Annotated in this window: 24 protein-coding genes; 13 read left to right on the top strand and 11 right to left on the bottom strand. The window is 64.0% G+C overall.

Annotated features, from left to right (window positions below; genetic code table 11):
* The first annotated feature begins 67 nt into the window (after nucleotides 1–67).
* Nucleotides 68–520, top strand: a complete 453-nt coding sequence (locus tag ACFFUC_RS12410; RefSeq protein ID WP_377686673.1) for an Hsp20 family protein — start codon at nucleotides 68–70, stop codon at nucleotides 518–520.
* Nucleotides 521–625: 105 nt separating this feature from the next.
* Here the strand turns inward: ACFFUC_RS12410 and recR are convergent, their stop codons facing one another.
* From recR to ACFFUC_RS12390, 4 genes are all read right to left on the bottom strand, one after another.
* A complete protein-coding gene (recR, locus tag ACFFUC_RS12405; RefSeq protein WP_377686671.1) occupies nucleotides 626–1,225 on the bottom strand; it encodes a recombination mediator RecR in 600 nt (199 codons plus the stop codon).
* A 16-nt stretch (nucleotides 1,226–1,241) separates the two neighbouring features.
* A complete protein-coding gene (locus ACFFUC_RS12400; RefSeq protein WP_377686669.1) occupies nucleotides 1,242–1,586 on the bottom strand; it encodes a YbaB/EbfC family nucleoid-associated protein in 345 nt (114 codons plus the stop codon).
* A 3-nt stretch (nucleotides 1,587–1,589) separates the two neighbouring features.
* Nucleotides 1,590–3,386 carry a DNA polymerase III subunit gamma/tau gene (locus tag ACFFUC_RS12395; protein WP_377686667.1) on the bottom strand — a complete coding sequence of 599 codons (1,797 nt, stop codon included), beginning with the start codon at nucleotides 3,384–3,386 and terminating at the stop codon, nucleotides 1,590–1,592.
* 67 nt (nucleotides 3,387–3,453) lie between these two features.
* Nucleotides 3,454–3,744, bottom strand: coding sequence for a DUF2218 domain-containing protein (locus tag ACFFUC_RS12390; protein WP_377686665.1), 291 nt, complete (start codon nucleotides 3,742–3,744; stop codon nucleotides 3,454–3,456).
* A 346-nt stretch (nucleotides 3,745–4,090) separates the two neighbouring features.
* Between ACFFUC_RS12390 and ACFFUC_RS12385 the strand changes: the two genes are divergently transcribed.
* Nucleotides 4,091–5,068 carry a serine hydrolase domain-containing protein gene (locus ACFFUC_RS12385; RefSeq protein ID WP_377686663.1) on the top strand — a complete coding sequence of 326 codons (978 nt, stop codon included), beginning with the start codon at nucleotides 4,091–4,093 and terminating at the stop codon, nucleotides 5,066–5,068.
* Here ACFFUC_RS12385 and ACFFUC_RS12380 read toward each other — a convergent pair.
* Nucleotides 5,065–5,463, bottom strand: a complete 399-nt coding sequence (locus ACFFUC_RS12380; protein WP_377686661.1) for a GFA family protein — start codon at nucleotides 5,461–5,463, stop codon at nucleotides 5,065–5,067. The two genes, ACFFUC_RS12385 and ACFFUC_RS12380, sit on opposite strands and share 4 nt — an antisense overlap.
* A 199-nt stretch (nucleotides 5,464–5,662) precedes the next feature.
* On the opposite strand from ACFFUC_RS12380, the gene ACFFUC_RS12375 reads away from it, so the two are divergent.
* Nucleotides 5,663–7,498: an ABC-F family ATP-binding cassette domain-containing protein gene (locus ACFFUC_RS12375; RefSeq protein WP_377686659.1), complete on the top strand. Its 1,836-nt coding sequence runs from the start codon at nucleotides 5,663–5,665 to the stop codon at nucleotides 7,496–7,498.
* A gap of 70 nt (nucleotides 7,499–7,568) precedes the next feature.
* Here the strand turns inward: ACFFUC_RS12375 and ACFFUC_RS12370 are convergent, their stop codons facing one another.
* The 3 genes from ACFFUC_RS12370 to ACFFUC_RS12360 all read right to left on the bottom strand — a co-directional run bounded on the left by ACFFUC_RS12370 (nucleotide 7,569) and on the right by ACFFUC_RS12360 (nucleotide 10,543).
* Nucleotides 7,569–8,462, bottom strand: coding sequence for an HNH endonuclease (locus ACFFUC_RS12370; protein ID WP_377686657.1), 894 nt, complete (start codon nucleotides 8,460–8,462; stop codon nucleotides 7,569–7,571).
* A gap of 110 nt (nucleotides 8,463–8,572) precedes the next feature.
* On the bottom strand, nucleotides 8,573–10,207 hold the full coding sequence (groL, locus tag ACFFUC_RS12365; protein WP_377686655.1) for a chaperonin GroEL: 1,635 nt from the start codon (nucleotides 10,205–10,207) through the stop codon (nucleotides 8,573–8,575).
* A 48-nt stretch (nucleotides 10,208–10,255) separates the two neighbouring features.
* Complete coding sequence (locus ACFFUC_RS12360; protein ID WP_377686653.1) at nucleotides 10,256–10,543, bottom strand: co-chaperone GroES; 288 nt, start codon at nucleotides 10,541–10,543, stop codon at nucleotides 10,256–10,258.
* A 264-nt stretch (nucleotides 10,544–10,807) separates the two neighbouring features.
* Here ACFFUC_RS12360 and ACFFUC_RS12355 point away from each other — a divergent pair, with 264 nt between their 5' ends.
* The 8 genes from ACFFUC_RS12355 to ACFFUC_RS12320 all read left to right on the top strand — a co-directional run bounded on the left by ACFFUC_RS12355 (nucleotide 10,808) and on the right by ACFFUC_RS12320 (nucleotide 17,373).
* Nucleotides 10,808–11,848, top strand: coding sequence for a TraB/GumN family protein (locus ACFFUC_RS12355; protein ID WP_377686651.1), 1,041 nt, complete (start codon nucleotides 10,808–10,810; stop codon nucleotides 11,846–11,848).
* Nucleotides 11,838–12,509 carry a DUF1345 domain-containing protein gene (locus ACFFUC_RS12350; RefSeq protein ID WP_377686650.1) on the top strand — a complete coding sequence of 224 codons (672 nt, stop codon included), beginning with the start codon at nucleotides 11,838–11,840 and terminating at the stop codon, nucleotides 12,507–12,509. The genes ACFFUC_RS12355 and ACFFUC_RS12350 overlap by 11 nt, the downstream gene beginning before the upstream one ends.
* A 67-nt stretch (nucleotides 12,510–12,576) precedes the next feature.
* On the top strand, nucleotides 12,577–13,497 hold the full coding sequence (locus ACFFUC_RS12345) for a manganese-dependent inorganic pyrophosphatase (RefSeq protein ID WP_377686648.1): 921 nt from the start codon (nucleotides 12,577–12,579) through the stop codon (nucleotides 13,495–13,497).
* Between the two features lie 18 nt (nucleotides 13,498–13,515).
* Complete coding sequence (locus ACFFUC_RS12340; RefSeq protein WP_377686646.1) at nucleotides 13,516–14,385, top strand: TIGR01459 family HAD-type hydrolase; 870 nt, start codon at nucleotides 13,516–13,518, stop codon at nucleotides 14,383–14,385.
* A 107-nt stretch (nucleotides 14,386–14,492) separates the two neighbouring features.
* Complete coding sequence (locus ACFFUC_RS12335; protein ID WP_377686644.1) at nucleotides 14,493–14,936, top strand: MaoC family dehydratase; 444 nt, start codon at nucleotides 14,493–14,495, stop codon at nucleotides 14,934–14,936.
* Between the two features lie 30 nt (nucleotides 14,937–14,966).
* Complete coding sequence (locus ACFFUC_RS12330) at nucleotides 14,967–15,893, top strand: bifunctional riboflavin kinase/FAD synthetase (RefSeq protein ID WP_377686643.1); 927 nt, start codon at nucleotides 14,967–14,969, stop codon at nucleotides 15,891–15,893.
* On the top strand, nucleotides 15,893–16,333 hold the full coding sequence (locus ACFFUC_RS12325; protein ID WP_377686641.1) for a YcgN family cysteine cluster protein: 441 nt from the start codon (nucleotides 15,893–15,895) through the stop codon (nucleotides 16,331–16,333). Before ACFFUC_RS12330 ends, ACFFUC_RS12325 begins: the two co-directional genes overlap by 1 nt.
* A complete protein-coding gene (locus ACFFUC_RS12320) occupies nucleotides 16,330–17,373 on the top strand; it encodes a threonine aldolase family protein (RefSeq protein ID WP_377686639.1) in 1,044 nt (347 codons plus the stop codon). The genes ACFFUC_RS12325 and ACFFUC_RS12320 overlap by 4 nt, the downstream gene beginning before the upstream one ends.
* Here ACFFUC_RS12320 and ACFFUC_RS12315 read toward each other — a convergent pair.
* Genes ACFFUC_RS12315 through ACFFUC_RS12305 form a run of 3 tightly spaced genes read right to left on the bottom strand, consistent with a single transcriptional unit; the run spans nucleotide 17,353 to nucleotide 19,499 of the window.
* Nucleotides 17,353–17,853, bottom strand: coding sequence for a CinA family protein (locus ACFFUC_RS12315; protein WP_377686638.1), 501 nt, complete (start codon nucleotides 17,851–17,853; stop codon nucleotides 17,353–17,355). The two genes, ACFFUC_RS12320 and ACFFUC_RS12315, sit on opposite strands and share 21 nt — an antisense overlap.
* Nucleotides 17,853–18,344 (bottom strand): phosphatidylglycerophosphatase A family protein, encoded by a 492-nt coding sequence (locus ACFFUC_RS12310; protein WP_377686636.1) that lies wholly within the window; start codon nucleotides 18,342–18,344, stop codon nucleotides 17,853–17,855. Before ACFFUC_RS12310 ends, ACFFUC_RS12315 begins: the two co-directional genes overlap by 1 nt.
* A 3-nt stretch (nucleotides 18,345–18,347) precedes the next feature.
* Nucleotides 18,348–19,499, bottom strand: a complete 1,152-nt coding sequence (locus ACFFUC_RS12305; RefSeq protein ID WP_377686634.1) for a bifunctional 2-C-methyl-D-erythritol 4-phosphate cytidylyltransferase/2-C-methyl-D-erythritol 2,4-cyclodiphosphate synthase — start codon at nucleotides 19,497–19,499, stop codon at nucleotides 18,348–18,350.
* A 190-nt stretch (nucleotides 19,500–19,689) separates the two neighbouring features.
* Between ACFFUC_RS12305 and rpiA the strand changes: the two genes are divergently transcribed.
* Together rpiA and gorA are read left to right on the top strand one after the other, a co-directional pair.
* Entirely contained in the window at nucleotides 19,690–20,415 is a 726-nt protein-coding gene (rpiA, locus tag ACFFUC_RS12300) for a ribose-5-phosphate isomerase RpiA (protein ID WP_377686632.1), read from the top strand.
* Complete coding sequence (gorA, locus tag ACFFUC_RS12295) at nucleotides 20,412–21,818, top strand: glutathione-disulfide reductase (RefSeq protein ID WP_377686630.1); 1,407 nt, start codon at nucleotides 20,412–20,414, stop codon at nucleotides 21,816–21,818. The genes rpiA and gorA overlap by 4 nt, the downstream gene beginning before the upstream one ends.
* Nucleotides 21,819–21,853 lie beyond the last annotated feature (35 nt).

The raw sequence follows: 21,853 nt of genomic DNA, 5'->3' as shown, positions 1-21,853 counted from the left end.
GGCGCCGACATTCAGCCCGCCCGGTTTACGGGGGGCAGTTTTGGTATCGCTTTGAAAAGGATGCAAAATGCGTAATTTCGACCTGACCCCGCTTTATCGTGCCTCGGTGGGTTTCGACCGGATGGCTGATGTTCTGGACCGTGCCCTTGCCTCGGATCTGTCGCAGCACAGCTACCCTCCCTACAATATCGAAAAGACCGGTGAGAACAGCTACCGCATCTCGATCGCGGTTGCCGGATTCTCGGCCGACGATCTCTCGGTCGAGGTGAAGGACGGGGCGGTCATCGTCTCGGGGCGCCGTGCCGCCGAGAACGAGGAGCGGACTTTCCTGCACCGCGGCATCGCCACGCGCGCCTTCGAGCGCCGCTTTACCTTGGCCGATCACGTCCGCGTCGAGGGTGCGAGCCACGAGGACGGGATGCTGAACATCGACCTGCTGCGCGAGATCCCCGAGGCGCTGAAACCGCGCCGGATCGAAATCGCGAAACAGCTCAAGGCGGTCGGCAAGCTCGACGCCTAAGCGGCGCGACCCAAGGCCGGGGCTCTGCCCCGGACCCCGGGATATTTGGTCATGAAAGAGGGGGGCAGTGATCTGCCTCCCTTTTTCATGCGGATTTCGGGGATTTCAGATCCGGCGGCGGGCGCGGAGCGCGGCGGTGATCGTGCCGTCGTCGAGATAGTCGAGCTCACCCCCGATCGGCACGCCCTGGGCGAGACCGGTGACCGTGACGCCGCTGCCTTCGAGCGCCTCGGCAATGTAATGGGCGGTGGTCTGGCCTTCGACCGTCGCGGCAAGGGCGAGGATGACTTCGGTGACATGCTCTTCGGGGATGCGGCGGACCAGATCGGGGATGCGCAACTCTTCGGGGCCGACTTCGTCCAGAGCCGAGAGGCTGCCGCCCAAGACATGGTAACGGCCGCGGAAGGCGCGGCCGCGTTCGAGCGCCCAGAGGTCGGCGACATCGGTCACCACGCAGATCTCGCCGGTGGCGCGCAGGTCGTCGCGGCAGATCGAGCAGGTTTCCTGTTCGGTGATATTGCCGCAGATCACGCATTCGCGCGCGTTTTCGGCGACCTGCGACATCAGGCTGGCGAGCTGCGCCATCTGGCCGCTGCGTTTGCGGATCAGTTGCAGCACGATGCGCCGTGCCGAGCGGGGCCCGAGGCCCGGCAGCCGCGCAATCTGCGAGATCAGGGCCTGAATATCGCCGGTATCATCGCTCATGCGCGGCAGTCGCTGCTTAGAAGGGCATTTTGAAATCGGCGGGAATGCCGAGATCGCGGGTCATTTTCGCCATTTCCGAGGCTGATTTCTCCTCGGCTCGTTTCTGGGCATCCTTGATCGCGGCAAGGATCAGATCCTCGACGACCTCTTTGTCCTCGGCGCGGAAGATCGAGGGGTCGATGTCGAGCGCGGTCAGCTCGCCCTTGGCGGTGGCGGTCGCCTTGACCAGACCGCCGCCCGATTGGCCGGTAACGGTCAGGCGGTTCAGCCCTTCCTGCATCTCGGTCATTTTGGCCTGCATGTCCTGCGCGGCCTGCATCATTTTGGAAAGGTCGCCGAAATTGCCGAAACCGTCGATCATTCTTTATTCCTCGTCCTCGAAAGGGTCCCATTCTTCGACCTCGGCCACGGGGCCTTCGGTCAGGTCATGAGGGGATGTATCCTCGCCGTCCGGTTTTTCAACCACAACCTCGACCGGCGCTTTGCTGATTTTCATTTCCGCATCGGGGAAGGCCGCGAAAATCGCTTGGGCGAGCGGGGTTTCCATCACGCGGGCGCGCGTCGCAAGCATTTCGGCGGCGCGTTGTTCCGAGATCGTGGGCTGGCCTTCCTCGTTCGCGACGGTGACGGCCCAACGCGCGCCGCCGGTCCAGCTGCGCAGCCGGTCCGAGAGACGGTTGGCGAAATCCTTGGGGGCGCGATCGGTCGGGTTGAACTCGATCCGGCCCGGCGAATAGCGCACGAGACGCAGGTGGTCTTCGACCTCGAGCAAGAGCTTCATGTCGCGCATGCGGCGGATGAGGGCGATGACCGCCTCGAAATCGGGAAAGGCCGCCAACGCATCGGGCGAGACAGCCAGCGCAAGCGCTGCATTGCCCTGGGTGATCGCTGCACCGGAACGCGGGGCGGGGATTGCGGCGCGTGGTGCGAAGGCCGAGGGCGCGCCTGCGGGGGCGGCACCGCCCATCTGGCCCGGCCGCGCGAATTCGCCCGCCGTGATCGAGGCCTGCACCTTGCGGATCAGGCTGTCGGGATCGGGAAGGTCGGCCACATGGGTCAATCGGATGATCGCCATTTCGGCGGCCATCATCGCATTGGGCGCCGCCGAGACTTCTTCGAGCGATTTCAACAACATCTGCCACAGACGGGTCAAAGCGCGCATCGGCACGCGCTCGGCGAATTCCTGACCGCGACGGGCCTCGTCGGGTCCGACGGTCGGGTCCTCGATCGCCTCGGGGGTGATCTTGATGATCGAGATCCAATGGGTGATCTCGGCCAGATCGCGCAGCACGGCGAGGGGATCGGCCCCGTCGGCATATTGGGCCTGCAGCTCGGTCAGCGCCTCGGCGGCGGCACCGCGCAGGACCATGTCGAAGAGGTCGAGCACGCGCCCGCGATCGGCAAGGCCCAGCATGGCGCGGACCTGCGGCGCGGTGGTCTCGCCCGCACCGTGGCTGATCGCCTGATCAAGAAGCGAAGTCGCGTCGCGGGCCGAACCTTCGGCGGCGCGGGTGATCAGCGCCAGGGCCTCTTCGGTGATCTCGGCACCTTCGCGGGTGGCGATTTTCGACAAAAGCGCGATCATCACCTCGGGTTCGATCCGGCGCAGGTCGAAGCGCTGGCAGCGCGACAGCACCGTGACCGGCACTTTGCGGATTTCGGTGGTGGCGAAGATGAATTTCACATGCGGCGGCGGTTCTTCCAACGTCTTGAGCAGCGCGTTGAAGGCGCTGGTCGAGAGCATGTGCACTTCGTCGATGATGTAGATTTTGTAGCGGGCCGAGGCCGCGCGGTAGTGGACGCTTTCGATGATCTCGCGGATATCGCCGACACCCGTGCGCGAGGCGGCGTCCATCTCCATCACGTCGACATGGCGGCCTTCCGAGATCGCGACGCAATGTTCGCAGACCCCGCAAGGTTCGGTGGTCGGGCCGCCCTTGCCGTCGGCTCCGATGCAGTTCAGGCCTTTGGCGATAATGCGGGCGGTGGTGGTTTTTCCGGTGCCGCGGATGCCGGTCATGATGAAGGCCTGCGCGATCCGGTCGGCCGCGAAAGCGTTCTTCAGCGTGCGCACCATCGCATCCTGACCGACGAGATCGGCAAAGGTCTCGGGGCGGTATTTGCGCGCCAATACCTGATAGTTCTGTCCGGTCTCTGTCATCGTCCCGCCTTTTGTAACCGCGCCACTCTAGCGGCGCGGTGCGGGCGGGGCAACAACCGGCTGGGGCTTATGCGGGCTGCCAATCGAATTCCAGCGTCTCGCGGAAGGCGAAGCGCACGATGTGGTCTTCGACAACCTGACGCCATTTCGGCAGGGTCTCGGCATCGGCGGCAAAGGCGATTACGGTCAGGCTGTCGGCCGTGGCGGTCATGGTGACGCCATTGCCGTTTTCGTTGACGATCTTGGCCTGGCTCGCATCGAATTCGGTGGCGAATTTATGGGCCCAATGCTTGGCGAGCTGCTGGAGATAGCGGCTGCCGCTTTCGGTCGAAACAACGGCTTGGGTGGAATGGGACATGGGGGGCGACCTTTCGCAGGTTCCGGTTGGCGGTTTGGCCGCAACGCCATTCGGCGCGGATTGCGGCGGCATCAAAGCGGCGGAGCGGAGGGCGCACCGCGCGCGTGGCCGGATCTGGAGGCTTGCCCGTGGGGCGGGCCGATCCGGCGATGGCATTGACGTAAGAGTTTGCCGGCCCGAGCGCAATGGTGAGTTTTTTGATCGGGTATTAAATCCGGCGAAAATTCCGGACCTGCGCCCGATGACGCGCTTGTGTGGGGCAGGGCGGAGCAGGCGGCTTGGCGCAGGCGCGCGCGATGCGCATATTCGGCCCATGACAGTTTCATTCTCTCGACGGACCTTCGTTATGGGCGGGCTTGCGGCCCCGATGATCTGGACTGCGCGCCGGGCGGCGGCGCTGCCGGGGCCGGTGCTGGATGCTGCGGGCGATCATCCGCAGCTGCGCGCCATCGCGGTCTGGAGCGGCGGCGCGGAGATTGCCGCGCGCGGCTATCGCAACTGGACGCCGGACGAGCCCACCAATATCAAATCGGCCTCGAAATCGGTGGTTTCGGCACTGGTCGGCATGGCCTTGGCACGCGGGGTTTTCTCGGGCACCGACCAGCCGATCGCCGGAATTTTGGCCCCCGAGATGCCTGCCAATCCCGATCCTTTGCTCAAGCAGGTCACGATCGGCAATCTTTTGTCGATGCAGGCGGGGCTCGAGCGGCAGTCGGGCGCGGCTTACGGCCAATGGGTCAGCAGCCCCAATTGGGTGCGCCGCGCTTTGGCCGCGCCGATGGTGGACCGGCCGGGGGGGAGGATGCTGTATTCGACCGCCTCGACGCATTTGCTCTCGGCGATGCTGACGCGGGCCTCGGGGCGCTCGACGCTGCAGCTTGCGCGTGACTGGCTGGGCGGGATACCCGGCTTCCGCATCGCGGGATGGGAGCGCGACCCGCAGGGCATCTATATCGGCGGCAACGAGATGGCGATGAGTACGCGCTCGCTTTTGGCTTTCGGCGCGACCTATGCCGCGCAGGGCCATGCGGGCGGGCAGCAGGTGGTTCCAGCCGACTGGATCGCGCAAAGCTGGCAGCGCCGCACGCGCTCGGCCTTTACCAATTCGGGCTATGGCTATTGCTGGTTTCTCGACGAAATGGCGGGGCGGACGGTCAATTACGGCTGGGGCTATGGCGGGCAAATGATCTATGTCGCCCCCGCGACGCGCGGGCGCAGTGCCGTGGCGATTGCGATGACTTCGGATCCGAACCTGCCTTCGGGCGGGAACGGCTACCGCAATGCCTTGCATGTGATTGCGGCCGATTTGCTGCGCAGCCTTTAGGCCGTCCTGCCGTCATCGCCCGCATCCCGATCGCGCGAATAGCATGATGCGAGCGCGAAATCGGGCAGCCAGCTTTCGCGCCTCATGGTCCAGAGCTCGTAGCTCGGGGCGAATTGGTCGGTTTCGTCAAAGGAGCCGAGGTTGACCTCGATCTCCTCGCCGCTGCGCGAAAAGACCGAGGAGCCGCAGCGCGGGCAGAAAAAGCGGCCCTCGTATTGCGCCGCCGCGCCGGTGATCGCGACTGCCGCCATCCTGAAAATGGCCGAGGCGTGGAACAAGGCGCCGTGGAATTTGCGGCAGTCGAGACAATGGCACAGGCCCACGCGCAGGGGCGGACCTTCGGTGGTGAAACGCAGCGCCCCGCAAAGGCAGCCGCCGTGGCGGATCTCGGTCATGGCTCTTGTGGCTCCTTGGGTCGGGACGGGCCTTGGGCATTCTGGCGCCGCCGCTTTGCACAAGGCAATGGTTTTGCGTTCTCGCGGCAAAGCGCGACACGCGCCGCCGCCGCCATCCAGCCACAGGATTGTGGTCCCCGAGTGGCGGGTTTGCTTGCGGCAGATTGACCTTGTTCGCGGCTCGGGATAGTGGCGCGCTATGGCCAGAGCACCCCTTCTCCAATTGACCGATATCTCGCTGACTTTCGGCGGGAACCCCGTATTCGACAACCTCAGCCTGACGGTTCAGCAGGGCGACCGTGTCGCGCTTGTCGGCCGCAACGGCTCGGGCAAGTCCACGTTGATGAAAGTGATGGCCAAGCTCATCGAGCCCGACCGTGGCGCGGTGGTGACCTCGGCCGGCACCAGCGTCGGCTATATGGAGCAAGAGCCCGATCTGTCGGGTTTCGAGACGCTTGGCGATTTCGCCGTCTCGGGCCTAGCGCCGGGCGAGGAATACCGCGTCGAAATGGCGGCCGAGGGGCTGAAATTCGACCCCAAACGCCCCGTTGCCACCGCCTCGGGCGGCGAGCGCCGCCGTGCCGCTTTGGCGCGTCTGATGGCCTCGGAACCCGATCTGATGCTGCTGGACGAGCCGACCAACCACCTTGATATCGAGGCGATCGCCTGGCTCGAGGAACAGCTTTCCTCGACCCGCACCGCCTATGTGCTGATCAGCCACGACCGCGCCTTCCTGCGCAATCTGACGCGCGCGACGCTGTGGATCGACCGCGGCGAGGTCCGCCGTCAGGAACGCGGCTTCGAGGGTTTCGAGGAATGGCGCGAGACCACCTGGGCCGCCGAGGACGAGGCGCGCCACAAGCTTGACCGCAAGATCAAGGCCGAGGCCCGTTGGGCCGTCGAAGGCATTTCCGCGCGCCGCAAGCGCAATATGGGCCGCGTGCGCGCCTTGGCCGAGCTGCGTGACGAGCGCGCCAGCCAGATCCGCCGTCAGGGCACTGCCGCGATGGAGATGGACAGCGGCCAGCAATCGGGCAAGCGGGTGATCGACGCCAAGGGCATCTCGAAAAGCTTTGGCGATCGCACCATTCTCGAGCCATTCGATCTGCGCGTGATGCGCGGCGACCGCGTGGCTTTTGTCGGCCCCAATGGCGCGGGCAAGACCACCCTGATCAAGATGCTGACCGGCGAGATCGCCCCTGATGCGGGTACGATCAAGCTGGGCACGAACCTTGACATCGCGGTTTTCGATCAGGCGCGCAGCGCCATCGACGAAAGCGTGACGCTTTGGGATGCGCTGACCTCTGATCCGGCGATGAGCGTCTCGGGGCGCTCCGATCAGGTCATGGTGCGCGGCAATCCGCGCCATGTCGTGGCCTATCTCAAGGATTTCCTGTTCGACGACGGACAGGCGCGCGCACCGGTCGGCAGTCTCTCGGGCGGCGAGAAGGCGCGCCTTTTGCTGGCCAAGATCATGGCGCACCCTTCGAACCTGCTGGTTCTGGACGAGCCGACCAACGATCTTGATGTCGAGACTTTGGACCTGCTTCAGGACATTCTGGGCGAGTATGACGGCACGGTCCTGCTTGTCAGCCACGACCGCGATTTCATCGACCGCGTCGCGACCACGACGGTCGCGATGGAGGGTGACGGCAAGGCGACGGTCTATCCGGGCGGCTGGTCGGATTACCGTGCGCAGCGTGCCGAGAACGGCGCGATCTTCAGCCAGGCGGCATCTGCGAAACCCGCGACCAGCACCAAGGCCGATCCCGCGCCCGCAGCCGCGCCCGTTGCAAAACCCGCGAAATCGGGCCTGACCTTTACCGAGAAAAACCGCCTTCAGGCCTTGCCCGCGATCATGGAGCGCCTCGAGGCAGAGATCGGCAAGCTGACCGAATTCCTCTCGGACCCAGCGCTGTTTACGACCTCGCCCGTCAAGTTCCAGAAGGCCAGCGAGGGCTTGTCCGAGCGTCAGGTCGCTCTGATGGATGCCGAGGCCGAATGGCTGGAACTGGCCGAGCGGGATGAAGGGTAAGATCCCGTTCGCCAACCTGAATTGAAACGGGCACCTAAGGGTGCCCGTTTTTCTTTCTGGCGGGCCGAACCTAGCCCTTGAAGACATGCTGGCGGTGCCATGCCAGATAGGCGGGGTTAGGCCTGTCCACGTTGCGGGATGGCAAGATCGCCTTACCCGAGGGCAAGATCAGGCGCTGCACCGCATCCTCGGCAATTCTGCCCTTGGCGATCAGAATACTTTGATCATCGGCCAGCGACAAAAGCCCGCGGTCAAACATCCAATGCAGCGTGCCGCTTAGGGCAAGGCCGTTATCGACGGTATCGGGGCCGCGTTTGGCGACCGGCAGGATATGCGCGGCCTCGACCTCGGGGCGGCCGCCGCCGTTGCGAAGCTCCAACCCCGAAAAAGCGCAGCGACCGGCATAGGTGCGACGGATCAGCCGGGAAAAGCTTTGATCGCGCAATAGCCGAGAGGTCAGAACATGTTCGCGCTCGATGCTTTGTGGAGCCTGAGGGGTAAAGGGAGCAGGGGGATCGTAAAAGCCGGAAATATCCCCTTCGCGCGGCAGGGTATCGGGCTCGCGTGGGTAGCTTAGTCCGGCGTTGACGATGGCTGCAAAGTCGCGATCCGGGATCAGCCGCACCGCCGAGGTATTATTGCCCCCCATCCGCGCCAGACCGGTTTCCCACAGCGAACCGTCAGCTTTTTCCCGGGGAAGCTCGGTTTCAAAGTCCCATGCCGAGCTGCGATCAAGCAACGCGAAACTATGGGTAGGATCGGCAGGGTCGGCGATGATCGCCTCGACCTTTTGAACGCGGTGATAGCCGCGGCCACCGCCGCGGCGGCCCTCATAGAAGATGACCCAATCGCCGATGGTCTGCTGGACCAGGGATAAATAACTGCGGTTCGGAAAGTGATAAACCTCGCCTGGACGGTCGGAATAATGTGAGTGACGGGATTCGATGAAAACGGCTTTGCTCATGAGTAAAGATTATCCGTCCCATACCATTCTGCCCAGGCACCGCAGGCATTGGTCCAACGAAAAAGGGCGCCCCGAGGGACGCCCTTTCCTTAGCTGTAAGGCCGGTATGATTACATCATGCCGCCCATGCCGCCCATGTCGGGCATGCCGCCTGCGGCTGCCTTCGGCTCGGGCTTGTCGGCGATCATGGCTTCGGTGGTGATCAGCAGACCAGCAACCGATGCAGCGTTTTCGAGCGCGGTGCGGGTGACTTTCGCCGGGTCGATCACGCCGAATTTGAACATGTCGCCATATTCTTCGGTTTGCGCGTTGAAGCCAAACGAGGTCGAGGACGACTCGCGGATCTTGCCGGCAACAACTGCACCGTCAACGCCCGAGTTTTCCGAGATCTGGCGCAGCGGAGCTTCCAGAGCGCGGCGAATGATCGAGATACCCACGTCCTGATCGGCGTTTGCGCCTTTCAGACCGTCGAGTGCCTTGGTTGCCTGAACCAGAGCAACGCCACCGCCGACAACGATGCCTTCCTGAACGGCCGCACGGGTCGCGTTCAGAGCGTCGTCAACGCGGTCTTTGCGCTCTTTGACTTCGACTTCGGTCGCACCGCCGACGCGGATGACTGCAACGCCGCCAGCCAGTTTGGCCACGCGCTCTTGCAGCTTCTCTTTGTCGTAGTCCGAAGTGGTTTCTTCGATCTGCTGACGGATCTGCGAAACGCGTGCTTCGATCTCGGGCTTGTCACCGGCGCCATCAACGATGGTGGTGTTGTCCTTGTTGATCGAGACTTTCTTGGCGCGGCCGAGCATGTCGATCGTGACATTTTCCAGCTTCATGCCGAGGTCTTCCGAGATCACCTGACCGCCGGTCAGGATCGCGATGTCCTGCAGCATGGATTTGCGGCGATCGCCGAAACCCGGAGCTTTGACAGCAGCAATTTTCAGGCCGCCGCGCAGTTTGTTGACGACCAGGGTGGCCAGAGCCTCGCCTTCGACGTCTTCAGCGATGATCAGCAGCGGTTTGCCCGACTGGATGACCGATTCCAGAAGCGGAACCATCGGCTGCAGCGACGAGAGTTTTTTCTCGTGCAGCAGGATCAGTGCGTCTTCCAGATCCGCGACCATTTTGTCGGGGTTGGTGACGAAGTAGGGCGAGAGGTAGCCGCGGTCGAACTGCATGCCTTCGACGACTTCGACTTCGGTGTCCATGCCCTTGTTTTCTTCGACGGTGATCACACCCTCGTTGCCAACGCGCTGCATTGCTTCCGCGATCTGCTTGCCGATGAACTCTTCACCGTTGGCCGAGATCGTGCCGACCTGTGCGACTTCGTCGCTGTCCGCGACGGGGCGCGAGGCAGCTTTGATGGCTTCGACGACTTTGGCGGTTGCCTGGTCGATGCCGCGCTTCAGATCCATCGGGTTCAGACCCGCTGCAACCGACTTCAGGCCTTCTTTGATGATGGCCTGCGCCAGAACGGTCGCGGTGGTGGTGCCGTCGCCGGCTTCATCATTGGTGCGCGCCGCGACTTCTTTCACGAGCTGCGCGCCCATGTTTTCGAACTTGTCCGACAGTTCGATTTCCTTGGCAACCGAGACACCGTCTTTGGTGATGCGCGGTGCGCCGAAGGATTTGTCGATGACGACGTTGCGGCCTTTCGGGCCCAGGGTCACTTTGACCGCGTCTGCGAGGGTGTTGACACCCTTGAGCATACGGTCACGAGCGTCGGTGTTGAATTTGACGTCTTTTGCCATGCTTCAATTCCTTGAATTCGTTGTTGGAAGGGGAAGGGACGGATCCGGTCAGGCGAGAACGCCGAGGATGTCGCTTTCCTTCATGATCAGCAGCTCTTCACCATCGACGGTGACTTCGGTGCCCGACCATTTGCCGAACAGAACGCGGTCGCCGGCTTTGACCGCCGGTGCGATCAGCTCGCCCGAATCTTTGCGTGCGCCTTCGCCGACCGAGACGACTTCGCCTTCGGCAGGTTTTTCTTTTGCGCTATCGGGGATGATCAGGCCGCCCTTGGTTTTCTCGTCCGACTGGACGCGACGGACCAGAACGCGGTCATGCAGCGGTTTGAATGCCATTGGAACACTCCGGTGTTTCAGGTTGCAGTGTCTCGTTGTTGGCACTCGGTAGTGGTGAGTGCCAATGCCGCAAGACTTAGGCAGCGCCCTCGGGCCTGTCAACGGCGAAGGCCGCAAAAATTCCCGCAGCCGGTTCCGGCGCGTTGCAGAGCATGTCGCCGAGTGCGCGCGGGCAGGGGGAGCAATGCCCCGACAGGCGCCCGCTTTCGCTGGCACTTTGGCCGCACCCGTGCCATGTTTTCGCAAAAGGTGACCGAGGAAGCGATGCGTAAGCGATTGATCTTGTTTTTCTTTGCTCTGGTTTTGCCGCTTTCCGCGATGGCCGTTGACGCGCAGGAATGCGTCGGCCGCGATCTCATCGCGGCTTTGCGCCCCGAGCAAAAGGCCGAGCTTGACCGCGCCGTCGCCGCCATCCCCTTTAACCGCGGCACCCTGTTCGAGGCGCGCAAAGGCGATGCCCGCATCCTGCTGATCGGCACTTACCATTTCTCCGATCCCCGCCATGCGGCGACCATCGCGCGGTTTTCGGACGATCTCGACAGCGCCGATGCGCTGCTGGTCGAGGCTGGCCCCGAAGAGCAGGCGAGGCTGAGCAACGAGCTCGCCACCAATCCCGCGCTGATTGCCGATACCGATGGCGCGACCCTGCCCGAGCGGATGGCGCCCGAGGATTGGGCGCGATTGTCGGCCGCCATGACCGAACGCGGCGTTCCCGCCTTTGTCGCTAGCCGGATGCGGCCGTGGTATGTCGCGATGATGCTGGGTATCTCGCCCTGCATGCTCGATCAGGTCAAGGCCAGCGGCAAGGTCGAGGGGCTGGATCATCTCCTGCTCGAGCGCGCCGAGGCCGAAGGCGTGCCGGTCGTAGCGCTCGAACCCTGGGATACGGTCTTCACGCTTTTTGCCGGCATGACCCCCGAGGAAGAGATCGAGATGCTGCAATCCGCTCTTCCCGCCGCCGATCACGCCGATGATTACGCCAGCACGCTGATCAATGCCTTTTTCTCGGGCAAGGTCTGGGACATCTGGGAATTCGGGCGGATCGACGCCTACGAGAATTCGGGGCTGAGCCGCGAAGACGTCGATCACCAGATCGGGCTTGCGCAGGAAAAGATGATGGACCAGCGCAACGAAAGCTGGATTGCGCCTCTGGTGGGGGCGGCCGATGCGGCGGCAAAGGACAAGGGCCATGTCGTCGCGGCCTTCGGCGCGCTGCACCTGCCCGGAGAGCGCGGCGTGCTGCGCCTGCTTGAACGCGAGGGCTTCGTCGTCTCGGCGCTCGGGCCGACCGGAGATGCGCCGTGATTTCGCGCGGGGGGCGGCATTCGTGCTGAATTTCGCCCGCAGACACGGGTTGTTCCTGATCGCCTTCGCAATGGGGCTGGTCGCGGGCTTGGGCAGCTACCGGCTGGCCGGCGTCGACCGCATCCTGATCGGGGCGGATGTGTTCTTCGCGGGCTATCTTCTGATCATTGCCGCCAAAAGCAGCCGCATCGATCCCGCGCATTTCCGCAAACGCGGCTTCGAGGGCGACGAGGGCGTGCCGTTCATCGCCATGCTCTCGCTTGCGGCGGTGGTCGTCAGCCTCGGCGCGATCGTCGTGACCATGCGTGCCACCGATCAGGGCTTTGCCTTGCGCCCGCTTCTGGCGCTGGCTTCGGTCCCGCTCGGCTGGATGACGATCCATCTGGTGATGGCCTTCCATTACGCGGGATTGTGGTATGCGCGCGACGACGGCGGCCGCGACGCAGGCGGGCTGGCCTTTCCCGCCGAGACGCCCGATCCCGAGTTGTGGGACTTCATTTACTACAGCTTCACCATCGGCATGACGGCCCAGACCTCTGATGTGGCGGTCAAAACCACCTCGCTGCGCCGTATCACCGTGCTGCACGGCGCTTTGTCCTATTTCTACAATGCGGTCATTCTGGCGCTGGCGGTCAATCTCGCATTGACCTTGGGTCGATAGACAAGAGCGGCGCCAGAACCTATAAGTCGCGCGACTTTTCAAAACCAAGCGCGAAGGTGCTCCTCCCATGATCAAGGTTTTCGGCCATAAGTCTCCTGATACCGACTCGACGGGTTCGCCCATCATCTGGGCGTGGTATCTGAGCGAGATCCGCAAGACGCCCGCCAAGGCGCTGCTGCAGGGCGAGCCCAATACCGAAGCGGCATGGATGCTCGAGCGCTGGAACATCGCCAAGCCCGAGCTTTTCGCCGATGTGGCGGCGGGCGATCAATGCGTCATCGTCGACACCAACAACCCGGGCGAGCTGCCGGCCTCGATCAATGATGCCGAAGTAATCGAGATCATCGACCACCACCTGCTCGCGGGCGGGATCAAGACGCGTCTGCCGATCAACATCACCATCCGTCCGCTGGCCTGCACCGCCACGATCATGCACGATCTGATCGGCGACGAGGATCTGGCCCGCGCGCCCAAGGAAATCAAGGCGGCGATGCTGACCTGCATCCTGTCGGACACGCTGGAATTCCGCAGCCCGACCACGACGCCGCATGACCGTTTCGTGGCCGAAAAGCTGGCAAAGGAACTCGGCCTTTCGATCCCCGCCTATGCGGCCGAAATGTTTGCCGCGAAATCCGATGTCTCGGCCTTCGGCGATGCCGCGCTGTTGCGCATGGACAGCAAGGAATACGAGCTGGGCGGCAAGCAGCTGCGCGTCTCGGTTCTCGAAACCACCGCGCCGGCCGTTCTGCTTGCCCGCAAGGAAGCGCTGATCGCGGCCATGCCGGCCGTCGCCAAGGAAGACGGCGCCGACGAGGTCCTGCTGTTCATCGTCGACATCCTCAACGAAGAGGCGACCCTGCTGGTCCCGAACGACTTCGTGAAAACCGTCGCCGAGAAAAGCTTCAACGTCACCGTCAGCGGCGACAGCGTGGTTCTGCCCGGCATCATGTCGCGCAAGAAACAAATCATCCCGGCCCTCGCGGTCTGAGATTAAAAGGCAATCCCAATGGTCAAGATCATCGAGTCGCTGGACGAACTCGCCTCCGAATTTGATGTGCTGTTCTGCGACCTCTGGGGTTGCCTCCATAACGGCAAGGAACCTTACCCGGCCGCGGTCGCGGCTTTGCAGCGCTTCCGCGCGCAGGGGGGGCGCGTCGTCCTGATGACCAATGCGCCGCGTCCGGCGCAATTCGTCGAGGCGCAGCTTGGCCGCATGGGCGTGCCGCGCGACGCGTGGGACCTGATCGTATCCTCGGGCGATGCGGCACAGGCCGCAATGTTCGAAGGCGCGGTCGGCCGCAAGGTCTATGCGATCTCGCCCGACAAGGACGAAGGCTTCTTTACCGCCATCCCCGAGCAGTTCCTGAATGCCCCCGCGATCGAGAAGGTCGCCTTGGAAGAAGCCGAAGGCATCGTCGTCACCGGCCCCTTCGACGAGCTGGAAGACCACCCCGAGGATTACCGCGAGCAGTTCGAATTCGCGCGCGAGCGCGGCCTCAAACTGCTTTGCGCCAACCCTGATGTCATCGTCGATCTCGGCGAGCGGCGCATCTATTGCGCGGGTGCTCTGGCGGAATTCTACGATGCGATGGGCGGGCAATCGCTTTATTTCGGCAAGCCCCATCCGCCGATCTACGATCTCGCACGGCGCAAGCTCGGCCTTGGCGCGGATGCCCGCATCCTCGCGATCGGCGACGGGATCAACACCGATGTTCTTGGCGCGATGGCCGAGGGGATCGGGGCATTGTTCGTGACCGGCGGTCTCGCCTTCGACCAGTTCGGCGCTGATGTCGAACATCCCGATCACGCGATGCTCGAAAGCTGGCTCTCGACCGAAGGCCGCAGCCCAGCTTATGCGATCGGCCGCCTGCGCTGAATAAGAAAGCAATAATCTAACCAATTTGTTCGGTATCTCGTTATTTTCTTGCTTAACCACTTCTTCGCTGCTACGCAGCATGAAGCTGGAAGCGAGAGGAAACGATGGTGCTGGACAATTTTATGCGCGGAACGATCGTGATCGAAGATCTCGAAGTCGGCATGAGCCGGCATCTGAGCAAAGTGGTGACCGACCGCGATATCGAGATGTTTGCCGAGGTCTCGACCGACCATAATCCGGTCCACCTCGACGACGATTACGCCCGCGACACTATTTTCGAGGGGCGTATCGCCCACGGCATGCTGACGGCGGGCCTTATCTCGGCGGTAATCGGCGAGCAATTGCCCGGTCACGGCACGGTTTATCTGGGCCAGACCCTGAAATTCATGGCCCCCGTGCGCCCCGGCGATCTCGTGCGCGCCGAGGTCAGCGTCGAGGCGATTGATCACGGCAAACGACGGGTAACGCTTGCAACCCGCTGTCTCGTCGGTGATACCGTCGTGCTGAAAGGCGAGGCGGTCGTATTGGCGCCAAGCCGGAAGTTTGACTGACCGGGCCAGCTTGGCCCACCGGGGGCCGCATTGCGCATCCATACTGACTGGAAGGGCCTGACTGCCGACGCGCGAGGCGCGACAGTTGCCATGGGAAACTTCGACGGGGTTCATCTCGGGCATCGTTCGGTGATCGATCAGGCGCGGGCCGCCCATGATGCGCCGCTTGGCGTCGTCCTGTTCGAACCGCATCCGCGCGAGTTCTTTTGCCCCGACGGCAAACCCTTTCGCCTGATGAATGCGGAATCGCGGGCGAACCGTCTGGCGCGTCTGGGGGTCGACCACCTTTATCAACTGCCCTTCGGTCCGGTTCTCGCCGGCCTCTCGCCCGAGGTTTTCGCCCGCGACGTTCTGGTCGAGGGCCTTGGCGTGCGCCATGTCACCGTCGGCGCCGATTTCCAGTTCGGCCACCAGCGCGCCGGCAGTACCGAGACGCTCGCGGCTCTGGGCAAAGCGCTCGGCTTCGGCGTGACGGTCGCGCCGCTGATCGGCGATTGCGACCGCTACAGCTCCAGCGCGGTCAGGACCGCTTTGACCGAGGGGCGACCGCAGGATGCCGCCAAAATGCTCGGCCATTGGCACCGTATCGACGGCGAGGTTCTGCACGGCGACGCGCGCGGCCGCGAGCTGGGCTATCCCACGGCGAATATGGCGCTCGACCGGCTCCACCAGCCGGCTTTCGGGGTCTATGCGGTCTTTGTCGACGTGCTGACCGGACCCGATCAGGGCAGCTACAAGGGCGTGGCCAGCCTGGGCGTTCGCCCGATGTTCGGCGAGAACAAGCCGAATCTCGAGACCCATCTTTTCGACTTCAAAGGCGATCTCTACGGCCAGCACCTCTCGGTCGCTTTGGTCGCCTATCTGCGCCCCGAACTGAAGTTCGACAGCCTCGAGGCCCTGATCGCGCAGATGGATAAAGACAGCGCCGAGGCGCGCAAGATATTGGCCGACGGATAATGCGCAAGGAATTCTGGACACTGCCGCTCAAGGCGCTCGACCCTCAGGAATGGGAAGCGCTGTGCGACGGCTGCGGCAAATGCTGCCTCAACAAGATCGAATTCGAGGATACCGGCGAGCTGGCCTTTACCCGCGTGGCCTGCAAGCTGCTCGACGGACAGAGCTGCCAATGTTCGAGCTATCCCGACCGGCATCGCTACGTCCCCGATTGCGTGGTGCTGACGCCGAAAAAGCTCGAAGAAATCGACTGGTGGCTGCCTGCAACCTGCGCCTACCGCCTGCGCTCGGAGGGCAAGCCGCTTTACGATTGGCACTACCTCATCTCGGGCGACCGCGAGAGCATCCACCGCGCGGGGGCCTCGGTGAGGGGCTGGACCGTCAGCGAGGTCAGCGTGACCGAAGATGACTGGGAAGACTATATTATCGAGGATCTCGCGTGAATTTCGCTTCCGACAATACCGGCCGCGTCCACCCCAAAATCATGGCGGCTCTGGCGGCCGCCAATGAAGGCCATTTGCCCTCTTACGGCACCGATCCGATCACCCGTGCCGCGCAGGACCGCATCCGCGAGATCTTCGAGGCCCCCGAGGCGGCTGTGCATTTCGTCTCGACCGGCACCGCCTCTAACGCACTGGCCTTGTCGTTGCTGACTCCGGGTTGGGGGCGGGTTTTCTGCCACGAGAACGCCCATATCCAGACCAGCGAGACCGGCGCGCCGGAATTCTTCATGGGCGGCGGCAAGCTGCTTCTGGTCGGGGGCGAGGGCGGAAAGATGGATACCGCCAGCTTTGCCCATGCACTGCAAACCTATGGCGATGCCTCGGTCCATGCGGGCCAGAACAGCGGGCTTTCTCTGACCAACGGCACCGAAGCGGGCACGATCTATAGTGTCGGCGAGGTGCGGGATTTGTCGGCCATGGCGCATGATGCGGGGCTCGCGGTCCATATGGACGGCGCGCGTTTCGCCAATGCGCTGGCGGCGCAAAACACCTCGGCCGCCGATGCGACATGGCGCGCGGGCGTCGATATCCTGTCGCTCGGGGCGACGAAGAACGGCTGTATGGGCGCCGAAGCCGTGGTGATCTTCGATCCCGCGAAGTCGATGGAATTCGAATATCGCCGCAAGCGCGGCGGGCATCTTTTTTCCAAGCACCGCTATCTCTCGGCGCAGATTCTCGCATGGCTGGACGACGGGCTCTGGCTCGAGCTGGCGGGTCATGCCAATGCGATGGCGCGCGCATTGGCCGAAGGGCTGGCGGGGATCGCGGGTGTCGCGATCGACCAGCGGGTCGAGACCAACGGTGTCTTCGTGACGCTGCCGCAAGCGGCGGTGACGCGGCTCGTCGCGGCGGGGGCGAGCTTTCACTACTGGCCCGAACCGGCCGAGGGCGATGCCTCGGTCTCGCTGCGCCTCATCTGCGGCTGGGACACGCGGCCCGAGGATGTCGAGCGTTTTCTCTCAGTCCTGCGCGAGGGCTGAGGCAAGCATCGCCAAGGCATGATCGACGGTTGCCGCGCGGATCCCTGCGCGGCCGAGATCGCCGAAATCGTGCAGCTCGCTGCGGCTGCCCTGCGCATCGGCAATGCCGAAACAGACCCGCCCGACCGGCTTTTCCGCCGATCCGCCGCCCGGACCCGCAATCCCCGTCACCGAGACCGCAATCCCCGCCTGCGAGCGCGCGAGCGCGCCTGCGGCCATCTCGCGTGCTGTTTCCTCGCTGACCGCGCCGAATTCGGCGAGGGTCTGGGGCGAGACGCCGATCATCTCGGTCTTGGCGGCATTGGAATAGGTGACGAAGCCGCGATCGAAAGCATCCGACGAGCCCGCGATCTCGGTCAGGGCACCGGCAATCAGCCCGCCGGTGCAGCTTTCGGCGGTGGCGATCATCACGCCCCGCACGCGGGCAAGGGCGAGCACGCGGGCTGCGGCCTCGTCGCGGGCGGAAAGCGGCGCGGCCATTACATGAAGAACCCGTGGGCGACGCCCGCGGCCGCCATCGTGGCGATACCGGCGAAAAGTCCGGCCCAAAGATCGTCGATCATTACGCCGTCGGCGTCACCGCGACGATCCGCACGACCGACCAGCCAAGGCTTCCAGATGTCGAAAAGGCGGAAGAAGATGAAGGCACCCAGCCAGCCGGGATAGGGGAACATATCCGCAGGCAGGCCCATCATCCAAAAGCCCGCAGAGGGGAAGCACAGCGCCAGCCATTGCCCCGCGACTTCGTCGACGACGATTTCCGAAGGGTCCTTGTTGGCCATATCCGCCGTCATCCGCCGGACCGCCCAGAAGCCGGCCAGCGTAACCGCGACGGTTGCCGCCGCCAGCAGCGGGAAGCTTCCCAGCCGGTGCAGCCCGAGGCCCAGAAGGATCGCGATGGCCGAGGCCCATGTCCCCGATGCCGGTTTGAGATTGCCCGCGCCGAACAGTGTCGCGATCATGCGTTCCATAGGTCAGCCTTTCACAAGGGTTGCGGTAGCGATACAGGCGATGCCCTCGCCGCGGCCGGTGAAGCCCAGCCGTTCCGAGGTTGTGGCCTTGACGCTGATGCGGTCGGGGTCGAGGCCGGTGATCTCGGCCAGACGGGCCTGCATCGCGCCGGCGTGGGGGCCGATTTTCGGAAATTCGCAGATCAGCGTGACATCGGCGTTGCCGATACGGAAGCCCTTTTCCGCCGCCAGCGCGACGGCATGGCGCAGGAAAATATCGCTGGCCGCACCCTTCCATTGCGGGTCCGACGGCGGGAAGTGGCGGCCGATATCGCCCTCGGCGAGGGCACCGTAGATCGCATCCGTCAGCGCATGCAGCCCGACATCTGCATCCGAATGGCCCATGAGCGCATGATCATGCGGCACCTTGATGCCGCAGAGCCAGACATGGTCGCCCGGCCCGAAGGCATGGACGTCGAAGCCGTTGCCAAGGCGGATATCGGTGAGGGACATGTCTTGCTCCATCATGCGGCGCGCGCGGTCGAAATCCTGCGGCCAGGTCAGTTTGAGATTGGTTTCGCTGCCCTCGGTCACGGTGACGGGCAGGCCCGCGCGCCGCGCGAGCTCCACGTCGTCGGCTGCGCCTTCGGGGGCGGCGCGGTGGGCGGCGATGATGCGCTCGAGCGCGAAGCCTTGCGGCGTCTGGGCGCGGAAAAGTCCCTCGCGATCGGCGGTGCCGGTCACGAGCCCGCCTTCGGCGCGCCAAAGCGCATCGGTCACGGCAAGGGCGGGGGCTGCGGCGGGGGCTCCGGCCTGCAGGGCGGATACGACGCCCATGATCACCTCCGCAGGCACGAGGGGCCGCGCGCCGTCATGGATCAGCACATGGGTGATGCCGCTGCCCTCAAGGCTTTCGAGCCCAGCCAGCACGCTTTGCGAGCGCGTTTCTCCACCCGCGCCCAGCGTCACAAGCCCGCCGAATTCGGCCAGACCGCGCTCCATATCATCGGGGTGGAGGGTGACGACGATTCTGGGAAAGCCGCGGAACGCCTTGATCGTTCGGGAAAGAACGCTCTCGCCACCGAGGTCGCGCCATTGTTTCGGCAGGCCTCCTCCGGCGCGGGTACCGCGTCCGGCTGCGGTGATAATGACGGCGAATGTGGATGGTATCTGCATGGCGCATGATTAGGCGAGGCTCGGGGTCAAGGCAATCGGAACTGCATGCGGCCGAATGTAACCCCGCGCGCGGGCCCGGGCCGGCGCGCGGCGCGCGGGGCTGCGACTGTCGGCGCGGGTCGGGCGCTAAACGGTGGCATGTTCGGCCTGCGGGGATTATAAGGCCCCAACCAGAAATCCAGAGGCCACCATGACCCAAACTCCCGTTTTCGATCCCGCAAAAGATGCCGCCGCCCTTGCTGCCGTGGCCTTGGTGACGCCGGGCATGAAGCTGGGCCTCGGCACCGGCTCGACCGCTGTGGTTTTCGTCCACCGGCTGGCCGAACGGGTCAAAAGCGAGGGTTTCGCGCTGCGCTGCGCCTCGACCTCCAAGGCGACCGCGGAGCTTGCGGTCTCGCTCGGGCTGTCGATCGAAAGCCTTGACGAGCTGGGCTGGCTCGATCTGACCATCGACGGCGCGGACGAGGTCGATCCGGCGCTCAACCTGATCAAAGGCGGCGGCGCGGCCCATCTGCGCGAGAAAATCGTCGCGACCGCCTCGGACCGCATGGTGGTCATCGCCGACGAATCCAAAGTGGTGGCCCAGCTCGGCCGCTTCAAACTGCCGGTCGAGGTCATCCCCTTCGGCTGGGAGGCGACCCGCATCCTGATCGAGCGCGGCCTTGAAGGTCTGGGCCTTGGCGGGCGTCCCGTGGTGCGCCGCGAGCGTGACGGCCAGCCCGTCATCACCGACGAGGGCAACCTGATCCTCGATCTCGCGCTCGAGGTGATCACGGATGCGCCAGCGTTAGCCAATATGCTTTCTTCCATCGCCGGCGTGGTTGAACATGGGCTATTCCTGAATATCTGCACCAAAGCGATTATCGGGCGGAGCGATGGTTCGGTTGACGTTTTGACAACTGGGGATGCGGCATGAAGTTTGACTATGACCTCTTCGTCATCGGCGGAGGTTCGGGCGGCGCGCGGGCCTCGCGGATTTCGGCGGGCGAATATGGCGCGCGGGTCGCGGTCGCCGAGGAAAGCCGCATGGGCGGCACCTGCGTCATCAGGGGCTGCGTTCCCAAGAAGCTGATGATCTACGGCTCGCAAATGCCCGGCGAGGCACATGTCGCGCGCGGCTACGGCTGGCGCGAGGCCGAGGTCGGTGCTTTCAACTGGCCCTTTTTCCGCGACAAGCTGGCGCGCGAGCTCAACCGCCTCGAGGCCGCTTATACCAACGGCATGGTCAATGCGGGCGTCGATACCTACAAACAGCGCGCCCGCATCGTCGATCCCCATACGGTCGAGCTGGCCGATGGTTCGCGTTTCACCGCACGCTATATCCTGATCGCGGTCGGCGGCCGTCCGTCCTGGCCGGGGATCAAGGGGCAGGAACTCGGCCTCGTGTCGGACGACCTCTTCACGCTCGATCATCTGCCGGGCAAGGTCCTGATGGTCGGCGGCGGCTATATCGCCTGCGAATTCGCGACGATCTTCAACGGTTTGGGCTGCAAGACCGTGCTCGCCTATCGCGGCGACCGCATTCTGCGCGGCTTTGACGAGGAAATGCGGCTCCACATCAGCCAGCAATTCATCGACACCGGCGTCGATCTGCGCCTGAACACCACGCCGGTCGAGCTGGAGAAAGACGGCGAAGAGATCCGCGTGACCTTTGCCGACGGCACGCAGGAAAACTTCGACGATGTCGTCTTCGCGACCGGCAGGCGGCCCTATACCAATGATCTCGGGCTGGAAAACACCGGCGTCGCCATCGGCAACCGCGGCGAGATCATTGTCGACGAATGGTCGCAGACCTCGGTGCCCTCGATCTATGCGGTGGGCGATGTCGTCGATCTGGTGAACCTGACGCCGGTCGCGATCCGCGCAGGCCATAATTTCGCCGATACGGTGTTCGGCGGCATCCCCAAGCCCTGCGATTTCTCGCTGGTGCCGAGCGCGGTCTATATCCGCCCGCACGAGCTCGCGACCATCGGCATGACCGAAGAGCAGGCGGTCGAGCGCGGGCCGGTCGACATCTACATGGGCGGCTTCCGCCCGATGCGTTCGATGTTCGCGGGCGAGGATACCCGCTCGGTGATGAAGCTCATCGTCGATGTCGAAACCGATGTCGTGCTGGGGTGCCACATCTTCGGCCCCGAGGCGGGAGAGATGCTCCAGATGGTTGCCGTCGCGATGGGAATGGGGGCGACCAAGGCCGATTTCGACCGCGCGATCGCGCTTCATCCGACGGTGGCCGAGGAATTGGTGACCATGCGCAAGCCGATGCGCCGCGCGGGCGAGGTGCCCCCTGCGACCGAAAGGCACAGTGCGGTTTCTTGACATTCCGCACATAAGCCCCAGTTTCAACTGGGAAT

The organism is Paracoccus cavernae (assembly GCF_042430175.1).
In the GTDB taxonomy this organism is placed as follows: Bacteria; Pseudomonadota; Alphaproteobacteria; order Rhodobacterales; family Rhodobacteraceae; genus Paracoccus; species Paracoccus cavernae.
This window is presented reverse-complemented; position numbering and strand designations above follow the sequence as displayed.

What these genes read in the sequence shown, in the direction of transcription:
- ACFFUC_RS12385 (WP_377686663.1), top strand. Translation starts at nt 4,091, where the DNA reads ATGGGCGGGCTTGCGGCCCCGATGATCTGGACTGCGCGCCGGGCGGCG.
- ACFFUC_RS12360 (WP_377686653.1), bottom strand. Translation starts at nt 10,543, where the DNA reads ATGGCATTCAAACCGCTGCATGACCGCGTTCTGGTCCGTCGCGTCCAG.
- groL (WP_377686655.1), bottom strand. Translation starts at nt 10,207, where the DNA reads ATGGCAAAAGACGTCAAATTCAACACCGACGCTCGTGACCGTATGCTC.
- gorA (WP_377686630.1), top strand. Translation starts at nt 20,412, where the DNA reads ATGAAGTTTGACTATGACCTCTTCGTCATCGGCGGAGGTTCGGGCGGC.
- ACFFUC_RS12395 (WP_377686667.1), bottom strand. Translation starts at nt 3,386, where the DNA reads ATGACAGAGACCGGACAGAACTATCAGGTATTGGCGCGCAAATACCGC.
- ACFFUC_RS12370 (WP_377686657.1), bottom strand. Translation starts at nt 8,462, where the DNA reads ATGAGCAAAGCCGTTTTCATCGAATCCCGTCACTCACATTATTCCGAC.
- ACFFUC_RS12375 (WP_377686659.1), top strand. Translation starts at nt 5,663, where the DNA reads ATGGCCAGAGCACCCCTTCTCCAATTGACCGATATCTCGCTGACTTTC.
- ACFFUC_RS12355 (WP_377686651.1), top strand. Translation starts at nt 10,808, where the DNA reads ATGCGTAAGCGATTGATCTTGTTTTTCTTTGCTCTGGTTTTGCCGCTT.
- ACFFUC_RS12400 (WP_377686669.1), bottom strand. Translation starts at nt 1,586, where the DNA reads ATGATCGACGGTTTCGGCAATTTCGGCGACCTTTCCAAAATGATGCAG.
- ACFFUC_RS12410 (WP_377686673.1), top strand. Translation starts at nt 68, where the DNA reads ATGCGTAATTTCGACCTGACCCCGCTTTATCGTGCCTCGGTGGGTTTC.
- ACFFUC_RS12340 (WP_377686646.1), top strand. Translation starts at nt 13,516, where the DNA reads ATGGTCAAGATCATCGAGTCGCTGGACGAACTCGCCTCCGAATTTGAT.
- ACFFUC_RS12350 (WP_377686650.1), top strand. Translation starts at nt 11,838, where the DNA reads ATGCGCCGTGATTTCGCGCGGGGGGCGGCATTCGTGCTGAATTTCGCC.
- ACFFUC_RS12380 (WP_377686661.1), bottom strand. Translation starts at nt 5,463, where the DNA reads ATGACCGAGATCCGCCACGGCGGCTGCCTTTGCGGGGCGCTGCGTTTC.
- ACFFUC_RS12315 (WP_377686638.1), bottom strand. Translation starts at nt 17,853, where the DNA reads ATGGCCGCGCCGCTTTCCGCCCGCGACGAGGCCGCAGCCCGCGTGCTC.
- rpiA (WP_377686632.1), top strand. Translation starts at nt 19,690, where the DNA reads ATGACCCAAACTCCCGTTTTCGATCCCGCAAAAGATGCCGCCGCCCTT.
- ACFFUC_RS12325 (WP_377686641.1), top strand. Translation starts at nt 15,893, where the DNA reads ATGCGCAAGGAATTCTGGACACTGCCGCTCAAGGCGCTCGACCCTCAG.
- ACFFUC_RS12390 (WP_377686665.1), bottom strand. Translation starts at nt 3,744, where the DNA reads ATGTCCCATTCCACCCAAGCCGTTGTTTCGACCGAAAGCGGCAGCCGC.
- recR (WP_377686671.1), bottom strand. Translation starts at nt 1,225, where the DNA reads ATGAGCGATGATACCGGCGATATTCAGGCCCTGATCTCGCAGATTGCG.
- ACFFUC_RS12310 (WP_377686636.1), bottom strand. Translation starts at nt 18,344, where the DNA reads ATGGAACGCATGATCGCGACACTGTTCGGCGCGGGCAATCTCAAACCG.
- ACFFUC_RS12305 (WP_377686634.1), bottom strand. Translation starts at nt 19,499, where the DNA reads ATGCAGATACCATCCACATTCGCCGTCATTATCACCGCAGCCGGACGC.
- ACFFUC_RS12345 (WP_377686648.1), top strand. Translation starts at nt 12,577, where the DNA reads ATGATCAAGGTTTTCGGCCATAAGTCTCCTGATACCGACTCGACGGGT.